This window comes from Steroidobacter denitrificans (assembly GCF_001579945.1).
In the GTDB taxonomy this organism is placed as follows: Bacteria; Pseudomonadota; Gammaproteobacteria; order Steroidobacterales; family Steroidobacteraceae; genus Steroidobacter; species Steroidobacter denitrificans.
In genome coordinates this window covers 1,339,413-1,352,402 of the sequence record NZ_CP011971.1, presented here as the reverse complement: position 1 = coordinate 1,352,402, position 12,990 = coordinate 1,339,413, and the positions used below count along the sequence as shown (strand labels likewise).

Below are 12,990 nucleotides of genomic sequence, written 5' to 3'. Positions count from 1 at the left end.
GACGCTGCCTTCAACGTGTGACAACGACACCCACTGTCGTTTGTCCGGCAGCGCGAACGTAGCGGGCGACAGGGGCGACGATCACCACACTGCCGCCTTAGGTACTGGCGGCACCGTTGCGCAGCCTGTAGCGGCGCACATGCCGGTGCGGAACGTGTCAATCACTTTGAGACACCGGATGCTTGCCGGAACCGAAACCGCGTCTTCCGACGGTCCTAAGGGCCGCAGGAGCATCTGACCGGCGGTGCGTTCAGACGCCAGTTTTCAGGTTTCACGCAATGTCTCACCTGGAGGAGCGTAAGGCCACGTCCTCGGTCCATCGTGGGTATCGACCACAAGGATTCAGGTTAGATTCCTTCGTCATAGAATGCGGTCATCGCAGTAGCGAACCAGAAAAGCTGATCGTCGCTGAAGTCGTCCCGCACCCATTCCGGAAGACTGTTTCTCGGAAACTGTAGCTTCGCAAGCGCAACGGCAAGGTGCTGCAGCTTGGTGTTGATGCGCGTCTCGATGTCTGCGGCCGCGATGCCACTGCCGAGAGCTTTCGCCAACGCCAGCAAAATCTCAAGGAATACAAACTGCGTTGTCTCCGGAGCGTCAGGTTGGCCGACAAACGCCCAGAACTCGCGACCGATGCAGCGGTACACCCGTACCGATCTGGTGCTCTGATCGATCAGGATTCCGGGCTTGTTGACCGCGTCCTCTTCCTCGAAACCTTGCTCAAGGAGCTTTACCAGAATCTGGTTCTCTTTGTTGTTCGTCGTCCGATCCGTGCCGTAAGTCAGTCCCAGCACGATGTCGAGTTCGCTGACATTGGGGTAGGTGCTGCGGGTGTCGTCCATCCAAGCCTTGTAGTTGGTTAGGATGGCATGGGTCATCCCCGCTACCTGCGTGTCGTTGATGGTGTTCGGGCCGCTCTTGATCGATGTCAGAAAGCGTCGGTTTCCGACTACACAGGAACGATCGATCTCCCGCCATACTGAGCTTAGACGCTGCTGCGCGCGAGCTTGGCGGTCCAGTCCGGTGAGTTTCGCGAATTCGGCCAATTTTTCCGGGGCATCCGTCCAACGATGAGTTGCGGCGATCGGATATTGACTGACGAAAGCCGCTTCGATCTGTTTTCCGAAGGAAGTCTCCAGCGCCATATAGAGCTTGCTGTTGAACAGGAAATCGCCGAAGCGAGCCGGGTCAGCAAGGTTCATCACGCTGGCAGATGTCATCAGAACATAAGGATTCGTCCTATAGTCGGCGAGGCCATTTCTGCGCTCGAAGGCGATCGGGAGATTGGTGCTGATGTACCCTGTCAGCGCGGCGGCCAGCGTGTCGACGCGGGCTTCATCCACTTGGTTGAATAGTGCAACGATTTCTTCGGGACTGAAGACGTGACGCCGAGATTTGAGGGCATGGAAAAAGGGGTTCGCCCGCGGTTTCGAAGCCATTGGTGTCCTCCTAAATGGCGCTTACGCGGCGAAGTGTCTGAGGCGCGTCGTAGGTCGCGCGCGAGTTCTCTTCCCCATCTGACCAGACGAAGGTTTCTCCCCTCTTGAACCACTGGCGCGTCCTGACGTGCGACTGGACGTATACGATGCGATAATGCTCTGGAGGTTCCGCCGCCGGCTGCCAGCCCGACGCGGCGAGGCGGTCCATCTGTTCCGCCACTACCTGCCCCGTCACTTCTCCGAGCCTCACCGGAACCGCATTGCCGACTTGTGCGTATTGTTGCTGCGTCGTGCCACAGAATTCCCAGTCCGAGGGGAACTCTTGAACGGCAGCGTATTCCTTCAACGAAAGCGCACGAACCTCGGATGGATGGCACAGAGCGGTGCTGGCGTGATTGGGCATCGTGACCAGCGTAGGGCATGGAAGGTCGTAGCTCAGCCGGCGCCACCATCCCGAACGCCCGCCTTTCGCGAACCACGCCCGGCCCATGGATTCCCGCTGCTGTTCCTCCGGCAGGCTGCGCCAGTTGGAGCCTGGCGGCACCATGCTTAGAAAGCTCTTTTTGCGGGGGCTGAAATCCATGATCACATCCCCTGGGTCATCTATGTCTCCTATCGCGTCGCCCAGCGTGCGCCAGGGAGATAGGGGCCGAGGCTCATCAAACAGCGTTCTTACGTTGTCTGGCCGCTGCGGCCCATGGGTGGGATCAGGGAAGTCAACGGTGGTGTTGTAGCGGTTGCCGATGAATATTGCTCGCTCTCGAAGTTGGGGTGCACCGTAATTGACGGCATTCACCTCAAAGCAGTCCATGTGATAGGGGCCGCCCGTCGCCTTCTGCAAGTCCTCAGCGAATAGTCTGACGACCGATCCCGGCATCTCATCCGGCTCCAGCGGTCTAGCGTTACGGTCGGCAATACGACGATGGCGAAGGGCGGCCGACAGGAGACCACGAACGTTCTCCATAATGAAGAAGCGGGGCCGGATTGCTTCGATAAATCGGAGGTACTCCCAGAGCAGCGTTCCGCGAGGATCCTGCACCGTTCCCCGGCGACCCGCAGTACTGAATGCTTGGCATGGCGGCCCCCCGACAACCAGATCCACGTCTCCCGGTGCCAATCCGCAATCGTCCAGGATTTTCAGAGGATCGAACTTGCTGATGTCTCCCTCATAGACCCGTAGCTGGGAGTGCAGCCGTCCGGCACGCTGGTTCGCCCTGATGGTGTCGCAGAAGGATTTCTCCTTCTCCACGCAGGCGAGGACTTCGAAACGCCCCGTCCTTTGTAGCCCGATGTCGAGCCCCATCGCCCCAGAGAACAGGGAGATCACTTTGTATGTTCGCTGGGTGCCGTTGGTGCTATCACCTGTCATTTGATCGTCTCGTATCTGCGTCACGTCGAATCGCAGAAGTGTAGCTGCTCGCTTCCATAATCGACAGGAACAGCCTTCAAATCCGAGGCTTGTCGGCATTGTTGGGTTCGGTCAACAAATTTTGCCGAATACAATCAAAATAGTTCTGGCAGATGGGGTGGGCTCGAACCCACGGTGGACTCACGCCCACGCCGGTTTTCAAAACCGGTCCAATCGACTTTTGCCACTTTTCCACGCTGCGCATCTGCACTCAGACCCAGAGCCGACGACGCCCCTCGTCCTGCCATGGACACCCGCTCTGCTCGACCGGCGAGCCGCACCATGAAATCGCCCCTGGTTCGTTGCCAGAGCCTACGGCGAAAGCCCATTTTGCCAGCTCAGTGCTGACTCAATGCGGACTCAGGGCGGGCCGCCCTAACAAAAAAGCCACCTAGCGGGCGCTAAGTGGCTGTTTTTGTTGGCTGGGGGACTAGGATTCGAACCTAGGTTGACGGAGTCAGAGTCCGTAGTCCTACCGCTAGACGATCCCCCAATACCGAAGCCGTTCGACAGCCTCGAAACGGCTCAGCGCTTCGAGAACTGGGTGCCGCGGCGGGCTTTGCGGAAACCGACCTTCTTGCGCTCGACCTCGCGTGCATCGCGGGTCACATAGCCTGCGTCACGCAGCGGCTTGCGCAGCGTCTCGTCGTACTCGATGAGGGCTCGGGTCAAGCCATGACGGATAGCGCCTGCCTGGCCGGTAATCCCACCGCCCTTGACCGTCACATCGACGTTGAAACTCTGGGCCATGCCGACGGCCTCCAGAGGCTGGCGTACGATCATGCGCGCGGTCTTACGGCCGAAAAATTCATCCAGCGTGCGATCGTTGATACGAATGTCGCCATTGCCCTTGTGCAAAAACACACGGGCGGTGGAGGTTTTGCGTCGGCCGGTGCCGTAGTTCGTGGAAATCGCCATATAGGTTCCAGCCTAGTCTATCTGTTCCGGTTCACTCTATTGCAGTTCGCTGCGGTCCGGTCGAATCAAATTTCGAGCGGCTTGGGCTGTTGCGCTGCATGCGGATGCTCGCCGCTGGCGAACACGTGCAGCTTCTTGAACATCTTCCGGCCCAGGGAATTCTTGGGCAGCATTCCCTTGACGGCGAACTCGATCGCGCGCTCCGGATGCTTGTCCAAAAGCTTCTCCAGGCTGGTGGACTTCAGATTGCCCAAATAGCCCGTATGATGATGATAGAACTTATCCGTCATCTTCCGGCCGGTCACGCGGATCTTACCCGCATTGATGATCACTATATGATCACCGGTATCGACATTCGGCGTATAGGCGGCCTTGTGCTTGCCGCGCAGACGCGTAGCGACCTGCGAAGCCAGGCGGCCCAGGGTCTTGTCCGTCGCGTCGACCACAAACCAATCGCGACGCACCGTTGCCGCATTGGCAAAGACGGTTCTCATTGAATTCTCCGGGAAAATCTTTCGCCAGGGGGCTAAAAGGCGGGCAAGTCTAAAGGAGCGATCGGACCTTTGCAAACTCCCTTGCGCCAATCCCCTTGCGCCTATTGTGCCTGCCGGTCCCGGCTGCTTGCCGCAGATCCTGCGGGAGGCGCCACGAGGGCAGGTCAGAAACCTTCCATTCCAGCTGAGACGGGCCTCGCCTATCGCCCTACCCTTTGTCCTCCGTGACTTCTCTTTGTCTCTATATTTTATCGAATTCCCCTAGACCTCTCAGCAGGCCTCTCAGCCGGCCCGCTGGCTCCCAGCCACCACCCGGTTCCAGCATTGTCATCCGGCATATGCCATGGCCCGGCCGTACACCTATAATCCAGAATTATGACCACTTCGCCTGTACCTGCCACGATCCCGACCGGACGGCATGATGACCTGATCGATCGCCTGATCGCCTCGCTGGACCAGTCGCTGCGCACCGTATTCGGCAAGAACGTCTCCGCCCGTCCCTACCCGGCCAAGGGTATCCCGGAAACCATGGAGCGGCCGGCCGATCGGCGCCACGCGGCCGCGCTCATGCGCGTGAATCATTCGGGCGAGATCGCCGCCCAGGCGCTGTACCAGGGACAGGCACTCGTTGCCGGTCAAGCGGCGACCCAGGCATCGCTGATGCAGGCCGCCCGGGAAGAAACGGATCATCTAGCCTGGTGCGCACAGCGGATCGATGAATTGGACGGCCGTACCAGCCTGCTCGACCCGTTGTGGTACGCAGGCTCATTCATGATCGGCGCATTCGCGGGACTCGCCGGTGACCGTATCAGCCTCGGCTTCGTCGCCGAAACCGAGCGCCAGGTCGTGGAACACCTGGAAGGCCACTTGCACCGCCTGCCTCCGAACGATGCGCGTACACGTGCCATCATCACCCGGATGAGCATCGACGAGGAGCACCATGGTGATACCGCATTGCGTACCGGTGCCGCGCCACTGCCCGGAGTTGTGCGAGCAATGATGAAATATTCCGCCCGCATCATGACCCGCACGGCATACTGGTTGTAGCTGAAGAAAGTGCTGCAAGACATTGAATACTTGCGATTATGGCGTATCCTGTATTAAAACGTGAACGGCGTCACCCTGCAGCGTCGTCACCTGACCCGCAAGATGCACAATAGTCACTTAATGAAGGGGAAAGGGGTCTAGATATGGATGAGGGAACGAGACCATTGAGCGACATTCCGGCGATCAATCGATTTCTCAGCTATTGCCGTGTTCGCACGGTACCCTCCAAGACCGTCGTTATTCATGCCGGCGATCTCCCCGATGTGCTCTATTACATCGTGAGCGGCTCGGTCGAAGTCATGATCGAAGACGAGGAAGGCAACGAGATGGTGCTTGCCTACCTCAACAAGGGACAATTCTTCGGTGAAATGGGACTGTTCTACGAGCAGCCCACCCGCAGCGCCTGGGTGCGTACACGCCAGCAGTGTGAACTGGCGGAAATGACTTACCCGCGCTTTCGCCAACTGGCCGCGGAAAGCCCGGGCCTGGTGTTCGAACTGGCCACCCAGCTGGCCACCCGCCTGGATCGCACGAATCGCAAGCTAGGCGATCTGGCCTTCGTCGATGTTACCGGCCGTGTGGCTCATGCCATCATGGATCTGTGCGGAGAACCGGACGCCATGACCCATCCGGAAGGTATGCAGATCAAAGTCAGCCGCCAGGAACTGTCGCGGCTGGTCGGCTGTTCGCGCGAGATGGCCGGACGAGTCCTCAAGGTACTCGAGGATCAAGGTCTGCTGCGCGCCACGGGCAAGACGATCGTCGTGTTCGGCGCCCGTCCCAAGATGAAATCCAGGCCTGCGCTCGCCACGGCGACCGGCCGCGCGTTCCAGGCTCGCGGCACCGGAGACGACCTCGACGAGGAAGACTGATCGAACGGTCGCGATGCTATCGAACGTGGCTCAAGCAACCTCGCCAGCCGCCCGCACGGCGGCGATTTGCGCACGCATGGCCGCAATCGTGGCACGATAGTCCGCAGCACCGAAAATCGCCGATCCTGCAACGAACGTATCAGCGCCGGCCTGAGCAATCGCACCGATATTTTCCGTTTTTACGCCGCCGTCGATTTCCAACCGTATCTCCCGCCCACTGGCCTGGATGCGCTGTCGTGCCGCCTTCAGCTTGGGCAAGGCCGAGGGAATGAAGCGCTGTCCGCCGAATCCTGGATTCACGGACATCAACAGGATCATGTCGATCTTGTCGATCACATGATCCAGCCAGTTCAGCGGCGTGGCGGGATTGAATACCAGCCCCGGCCGGCAGCCATGCTCCCGGATCAGCTCGATGGTCCGGTCCACATGTTCGCTCGCCTCGGGATGAAAGCTGATCCAGGTGGCGCCCGCGCGCGCGAAGTCGGGAATGATCCGATCGACCGGCTTGACCATCAGATGCACGTCGATCGGCGCATCGAACCCATGCTTGCGCAGGGCTTCACAGACCAGCGGACCGATCGTCAGATTCGGCACGTAGTGATTGTCCATGACATCGAAATGGATCATATCGGCCCCCGCATCAAGCACTGCGCGGACGTCTTCTCCTAAGCGGGCGAAATCGGCCGACAAGATGGAAGGCGCAATCCAGGGCTCCATCATGACGATTCCCGCACGCGATTCGACCTGAGTTCCGGACCGCCGGTCCGGGACGCTGCATTCCCGATCATGACATGCCTCTCGTTTCGCGTAGCAATTCATAGGCGGCGAGAATCTGCCGCGTCTTTTCCTCGGCAAGTTTCATCATGGACTCCGGCAGACCTTTGGCGACCAGCTTGTCCGGATGATTTCGGCTCATCAGGCGCCGGTACGCCTTGGTGACTTCCGCATCGGATGCACTGTCCTTCACACCCAGCACTTCGTAGGCGGCCGCGATGCGAGCCACGCCGGGTCGGGCATCCGAACGACGCGTGGAGTGTTGCATGCGCAGCAACGCCTCCATCTGCACCATTTCATACGCCGAAACACCCAGCGCTGCGCAGACACGGGTGAGCACCTGGCGATTCGCCGTATTGAGGCTGCCGCCCAGTACCGCCGCCTGCAACTGGATCTGCACGAACATGCGGCGCAAGTCCGGGCGATACCGGCACGCCGCGCGCAACCGCTGCAATACCGCAGCCAGCGGAAAATCACGCGCCTTGCCTTGCGTGAACAGGTCGATCGCCCGCTGAACTTCACGCTCGCCGAGGCGAAAATCGTTCATGACGGCCCGCGCCGCACGGATTTCGTCCTCCGATACGCGACCGTCGGCCTTGGCCACATGTCCCATCACCTGGAACGTTGCGGTGAAGAACGTCTCCTGAATCTGAGGAGCGTGAGCATGATCCGCCTCATCGGCCGCCCGCGCGCCGCGCCAGCCGGTTTCGGCCTGGGTGTCGACCAGGTGGCCGATGAACGCGCCGAACAAGGCGCCCAACGGTCCCCCGGCGGCAACGCCGATCAATGCTCCCAATGCTTTACCTTGCCAAACCATTCGATCTTGAAGCCCTCTTCGCCCACTGCGACAATTCCGCCGCCGCTATAGTATCAGCGTGATCGATATGCAGGGCTGCAGGTGAGGCACCGCCGGCCGTGCGCCGCGGGTTGCGCGCCGGGCCCTGCATTGCCGAAATCCTTCTTTCTCCACCCGGAGCCCGAGCGCAACATGTCCGCTTCCCAGCCCTCCCCGCCCATGCTCGAGTCGAACGTCTCCGGGCTGACTCGGATTCATCAGGGAAAAGTTCGCGATATCTACGGCATCGACGATCGGCACATGCTCATCGTCACGACGGACCGCCTGAGCGCCTTCGACGTCATCATGCCCGATCCCATCCCGGGTAAAGGCAGCATGCTGACCCGTATTTCGTATTTCTGGTTCGACAAGACCCGCCATATCGTTCCGAACCATCTGGCCGAAATGCCTCTGGCCCAGGCCGTGCCGGATACGAATGAACGTGCTGCGCTGGCCGATCGCAGCATGATCGTCAAGCGCCTGCGCGCGCTGCCGATCGAGGCCGTGGTGCGCGGTTACCTGATCGGTTCAGGATGGCGAGACTACCAGGAGACCGGGGCGGTCTGCGGTATCACCCTGCCCGCCGGGCTGCGTCAGGCTGACCGGCTGGATACGCCCATTTTCACGCCGGCGACCAAGGCCGCGATGGGCGATCACGACGAAAACATCAGTTATGAACGCCTTATCGAACTCATCGGCGGCCAACTGGCCGAACAGGTCCGAGCAACCGCCCTGGCCTTGTATGGCTTTGCGGCCGAGCACGCCCTCGCCCGCGGCATCATCATTGCCGACACCAAATTCGAGTTCGGTCTGGACGAGGGCGGACGGCTGACGCTGATCGACGAGGTGTTGACGCCGGATTCTTCACGATTCTGGCCGGTGGATACCTATCGGCCCGGCAGCAGCCCGCCGAGCTTCGATAAACAGTTCGTACGCGACTACCTGGAAACCTTGGATTGGGACAAGCGTGCTCCGGGACCGCGTCTGCCCGCCGACATCATCGAAAAAACCGCGCGGAAGTATCAAGAGGCGCTGCGCCGCCTGATGAGCGCCGCGATACCTGCCGCAAAGTCCAGCTGATCATCCCCAGCGGCGATTCCCGCGGCGCAGCGCCGCAGCAGCGTTCCTTCGGCGTTATATCATCCGGAATCCCGGGGCGTGGAATCCCGGGATACCGAATTCCGGACATATCCTCGATCCTGACGCTCCGCCGGCCCGGCGTTGCATCGGTATGATGTTCAGTTCACCCGGCGCCGGCGATACGACACGTTGGCCATTGAAATCGAGGTGACCGCATGTCCCGAACGATTACGCTCATCTATTTCATCTTTGGCGCTACCTGGGTCTTCATCACTGACAGATTGCTGACCCGGCTCGATATCCCGGTCGCCGACCGGCTGCAATGGCAGACCTTGAAGGGGTGGATATATGTGCTGATATCGACCGCTTTGCTGTATCTGCTGTTGCGGCGTCAGCAACGTCGTGACGCCGCCAGCATGGCCGCACTGATGCAGTCCCAGGAGGAAGTGCAACGCATGAACTCCGATCTCGAACAGCACGCTCGCCGGCTGGAACTGGCCAACCGCGAGGCGGAGTCCTTCGCCTACGCCGTATCGCACGATCTGCGCGCTCCTCTGCGCGGCATGTTCGGCTTCAGCCAGATACTGCTGGACAGCGCGGCAGACGGGCTGGACGAACAGACGCTGCACTATCTGCGGCGCATCCACGATGCCGGCCAGCGCATGTCCTGTCTCATCGATGACTTGCTGAACCTCTCGCGCATCAGCCGCAGCGCGCTCGAACGCAGACCGGTCGACCTCACCGGCCTCGCCGCCGACGTGGCCGCCTCGATGCAGGAACGCTACCCGGATCGCCCGGTGCAAGTGCGCATCGCCGGCGACATGCACGTTCATGGCGATCTGCGGCTGCTGCGCATCGCAATCGACAACTTGTTGAACAATGCCTGGAAGTACACGGGCCGCGAAAGCCATCCGGAGATCGAGGTCGGCGTGCAACGGACATCCGCGGGAGCCGTCTATTTCGTGCGTGACAACGGTGTCGGATTCGACATGAACTACGCTGAAATGCTGTTTTCGCCATTTCAGCGCTTGCACGCCGAAGCGGAATTCCCCGGTAATGGCATCGGCCTGGCCACGGTACAGCGCATCCTCAGCCTGCATGGCGGGCGCATCTGGGCCGAAGCCCAGCCCGGGCGGGGCGCCACATTCTATTTCACGCTGGAGCCCTAGCGCTTCCTGGCGCACACCCTGGATACACACCCCGGGGCACACTCCCGGGGTATTCGCCCTGAGTACTCAATCTGGGCCCCTCACCCCGGAGCACATTCCGATGCGGCGGCGGCTTGCCCTGTGACCGCCCGCGTGTCAGTCTCGGCACACATGATCGCATTGCTCCTGTCACGTCTGGAACGCTGGCTGTTCGAGCCGCCGGAATCCTTGATCGGCACGCCGCTGGGGATGCTGATGCGGATCCTGCGTTATCCCTATGCACTGGTGCGCGACATCCTGCGCGGCGATCTCACGCTGCGCGCCATGAGCCTGGTGTACACCACGCTGCTATCGATCGTGCCGCTGATCGCGCTGTCATTCTCGGTCTTGAAAGGGTTGGGCTATCACCGCGAGCTGGAGCCGGTGCTGTACAGATTCCTGGAGCCGCTCGGAGACCGCGCCGCCGAGCTGACGACCCAGGTGATCGGCTTCGTGGACAATGTACGCGGCGGCGTGCTGGGCTCGATCGGCCTGGTATTTCTGCTGTACACCGTGATCTCGATGATCCAGAAGGTCGAGGAAAGTTTCAATTTCGTCTGGCGCGTCGAACAGCCGCGCAGCTTCGGCAGGCGCTTCAGCGAATATCTGAGCGTCATGGTCATCGGGCCGGCAGTCATCGTCGCGGCACTGGGCCTGATAGCCACGCTGGCCAATACCACGGCGTTGCAAGCCATTTCGCTGCATGAACCGTTCGGCACGATCGCCGTCAATCTCGGCAGGCTGCTGCCCTACCTGCTGGTCACCGGAGTGTTCACATTCATGTACGCCTTCGTGCCCAACACGAAGGTACGTCTGCCCGCGGCTCTGATCGGCGGCATCTTCGCGGGTGTGGCCTGGGCCGCGGGTGGGGTCGTGTTCGCCTCGTTCATCACCGAAAGCACACGCACCATGGTGATCTACGCGGGCTTCGCCATCGTGATCGTCGCTTTGATCTGGATCTATGTATCCTGGTTGATTCTTCTCGTCGGCGCGCAGCTCGCGTTCTATGTACAGAATCCGCAGTATCTTCGTCCCGGACGCGGGGAAATCCGCTTGAGCTCGAGCCTGCGCGAGCGAGTAGCGCTATCCATCATGTACCTGGTCGTGGGCGACTACCGGAAGGCGCAACAGCGCTGGAGTATCAACGAGCTGGCCGAACACCTGGACCTGCCGGGCGCGGCGCTGGGTCCGATCGTCACTGCGCTGGAGCATGCCGGTCTGTTGCTGCTGGCGGAGGACGATACCTGGGTACCGGCGCGCGACCCGGACTTCATCGAACTGGTCGATGTACTCAAGGCGGTGCGCCATGATGACGCCGGACCGCGCCTGGGCCGCGTACGCGATATCGCTCCCGCCGTCGAAATCGCGAACAAGGCCGAAGCGGCCATGCACGACAGCCTGGAGGGACGCACGGTGAAAGAGCTCACGCGGCAGAAACAGCAGCAATAGAGCTGCCTTGCCGATCTTCGGCGACGGATCCTCAGGCGGTTATTCCCCGGCGATCGTCATCCGCTCCAGTAGTACGGAGCCGGTGCGGATGCCGCCGCGCTCGTCCACATCGCCGCCCACCGCAACGATGCCGCGATACATCTCCTTGAGATTGCCCGCTATCGTTATTTCATGAACCGGATAGGCGAGTTCACCATTCTCCACCCAGAAGCCTGCGGCGCCACGCGAATAATCACCGGTCACGCCGTTGACACCCTGCCCCATCAACTCCGTGACGACCAGGCCACGCCCCATCCGACGCAGCAGGACTTCGAAGCCGTCCTGGCCGCCGCGAACGAGCAGATTATGAACGCCGCCGGCATTGCCGGTGGTTTTCAAGCCGAGTTTGCGTGCGGAATAGGTGCTCAGGATGTAACCCGTCAGGACGCCTGCGTCGATCAATTCGCGATCGCGGGTAGCCACACCCTCCGCATCGAACGGCGCGCTGCCCAGTGCGCCGGGCAGATGCGGACGTTCGCTGATATGCATCCAGGAGGGAAAGATCTGCTGGCCCGCGCTGTCCAGCAGAAAGGAGGAACGGCGGTATTGGCTGCTGCCGCGTACCGCCCCCAGGAAATGTCCGAACAGCCCGCGCGCCATTTCCGGAACAAAGAGCACCGGCGCAGTCTGTGTCGCGAGCTTGCGGGCGCCCAGGCGCCGCAAGGCACGCTGTGCGGCGTGCCGGCCGATGCTTTCTCCATCTTCCAGCGCACGCCAATCGCGCACGGAGCTGTACCAGTAATCGCGCTGCATCTCGCCATGCTCCTGCGCCACGACCATGCAGCTCAGGCTATGCAGGGTGCTGGCATAATCGCCGATAAATCCGAGCGAATTGCCGAACACACGCAGCCCCTGATGACTGGCCAAGGTGGCGCCCTCGGAGTTGCCGATACGCTGGTCGGCGGCCAGCGCGGCTGCCTCACAAGCCACGGCCATCTCCCGGGCCGCATCCGGGCTGATCGCCCAGGGATGGCATAGGTCGAGATCGGGAATATCCTTGGCCAGGGAGTCCGGATCGGGTAGACCCGCGCAGTCGTCCTCGGCGGTAAATCCCGCAATACTGAACGCTTTCGCGACGGCATCGCGCACAGCCTGCCGCTTCAGATCGCCGGTGCTGGCGGAGCCGCGGCGCATGCCGCGGTAAACCGTCACGCTCATGCCGCGATCGCGTTGATACTCCAGGGTTTCGACCGCCCCGAAGCGCGCGGTCACGGACAGTCCCGCATTCACACTGACAGCGACCTCCGCCTGCGAGGCGCCCAGGCTGCGGGCCTCCTCGATGGCCATCGCCACGATATCCTGGAGTTCCTGGCGTGCAAGCGGAGCCGATGAATCGGCGGCGACGGGTGTAGAGATTGAGTGAGTCATGGCGGAATTCTACCAGCGCCGCGACAATGACGGCGTTCCCGTCCGCCCGGCCCGCAAGAAGTCCGTTCATCGAGTTGCCG

12 protein-coding genes and 1 tRNA gene are annotated in these 12,990 nt (G+C 61.1%); 5 read left to right on the top strand and 8 right to left on the bottom strand.

All coding sequences use genetic code 11. The features are described 5' to 3' along the window. Positions 1 to 347 precede the first annotated feature (347 nt). The 5 genes from ACG33_RS06030 to rplM form a co-directional block, all read right to left on the bottom strand. The gene (locus ACG33_RS06030) at positions 348 to 1,439 is read right to left on the bottom strand and encodes a PmeII family type II restriction endonuclease (RefSeq protein ID WP_066919567.1); all 1,092 of its coding nucleotides are present in this window, start codon (positions 1,437 to 1,439) and stop codon (positions 348 to 350) included. A gap of 10 nt (positions 1,440 to 1,449) precedes the next feature. After that, positions 1,450 to 2,808, bottom strand: coding sequence for a DNA cytosine methyltransferase (locus tag ACG33_RS06025; RefSeq protein ID WP_083536499.1), 1,359 nt, complete (start codon positions 2,806 to 2,808; stop codon positions 1,450 to 1,452). A gap of 458 nt (positions 2,809 to 3,266) precedes the next feature. Next, positions 3,267 to 3,340 (bottom strand) — tRNA-Gln (locus tag ACG33_RS06020). 32 nt (positions 3,341 to 3,372) lie between these two features. Continuing rightward, positions 3,373 to 3,765: a 30S ribosomal protein S9 gene (gene rpsI, locus ACG33_RS06015; protein WP_066919565.1), complete on the bottom strand. Its 393-nt coding sequence runs from the start codon at positions 3,763 to 3,765 to the stop codon at positions 3,373 to 3,375. 65 nt (positions 3,766 to 3,830) lie between these two features. Then, positions 3,831 to 4,259, bottom strand: coding sequence for a 50S ribosomal protein L13 (gene rplM, locus ACG33_RS06010; protein WP_066919563.1), 429 nt, complete (start codon positions 4,257 to 4,259; stop codon positions 3,831 to 3,833). A gap of 375 nt (positions 4,260 to 4,634) precedes the next feature. Here rplM and coq7 point away from each other — a divergent pair, with 375 nt between their 5' ends. Together coq7 and crp are read left to right on the top strand one after the other, a co-directional pair. After that, positions 4,635 to 5,306: a 2-polyprenyl-3-methyl-6-methoxy-1,4-benzoquinone monooxygenase gene (gene coq7, locus ACG33_RS06005; protein WP_083536498.1), complete on the top strand. Its 672-nt coding sequence runs from the start codon at positions 4,635 to 4,637 to the stop codon at positions 5,304 to 5,306. A gap of 164 nt (positions 5,307 to 5,470) precedes the next feature. Beyond that, positions 5,471 to 6,178: a cAMP-activated global transcriptional regulator CRP gene (gene crp / locus ACG33_RS06000; protein WP_407696482.1), complete on the top strand. Its 708-nt coding sequence runs from the start codon at positions 5,471 to 5,473 to the stop codon at positions 6,176 to 6,178. 30 nt (positions 6,179 to 6,208) lie between these two features. Here crp and rpe read toward each other — a convergent pair whose 3' ends face one another. Together rpe and djlA are read right to left on the bottom strand one after the other, a co-directional pair. Then, positions 6,209 to 6,898: a ribulose-phosphate 3-epimerase gene (rpe, locus tag ACG33_RS05995; RefSeq protein ID WP_066919561.1), complete on the bottom strand. Its 690-nt coding sequence runs from the start codon at positions 6,896 to 6,898 to the stop codon at positions 6,209 to 6,211. Positions 6,899 to 6,962: 64 nt separating this feature from the next. After that, complete coding sequence (gene djlA, locus ACG33_RS05990) at positions 6,963 to 7,748, bottom strand: co-chaperone DjlA (RefSeq protein WP_210399191.1); 786 nt, start codon at positions 7,746 to 7,748, stop codon at positions 6,963 to 6,965. 192 nt (positions 7,749 to 7,940) lie between these two features. Between djlA and ACG33_RS05985 the strand changes: the two genes are divergently transcribed. The 3 genes from ACG33_RS05985 (at position 7,941) to ACG33_RS05975 (ending at position 11,503) form a co-directional block, all read left to right on the top strand. Beyond that, on the top strand, positions 7,941 to 8,867 hold the full coding sequence (locus ACG33_RS05985; RefSeq protein WP_066919557.1) for a phosphoribosylaminoimidazolesuccinocarboxamide synthase: 927 nt from the start codon (positions 7,941 to 7,943) through the stop codon (positions 8,865 to 8,867). Positions 8,868 to 9,082: 215 nt separating this feature from the next. Then, positions 9,083 to 10,036: a sensor histidine kinase gene (locus ACG33_RS05980; protein WP_066919555.1), complete on the top strand. Its 954-nt coding sequence runs from the start codon at positions 9,083 to 9,085 to the stop codon at positions 10,034 to 10,036. 150 nt (positions 10,037 to 10,186) lie between these two features. Next, on the top strand, positions 10,187 to 11,503 hold the full coding sequence (locus tag ACG33_RS05975) for a YihY/virulence factor BrkB family protein (protein WP_066919553.1): 1,317 nt from the start codon (positions 10,187 to 10,189) through the stop codon (positions 11,501 to 11,503). A gap of 39 nt (positions 11,504 to 11,542) precedes the next feature. Here ACG33_RS05975 and pmbA read toward each other — a convergent pair whose 3' ends face one another. After that, positions 11,543 to 12,910 (bottom strand): metalloprotease PmbA, encoded by a 1,368-nt coding sequence (gene pmbA, locus ACG33_RS05970; protein WP_066919551.1) that lies wholly within the window; start codon positions 12,908 to 12,910, stop codon positions 11,543 to 11,545. Positions 12,911 to 12,990: the final 80 nt, after the last annotated feature.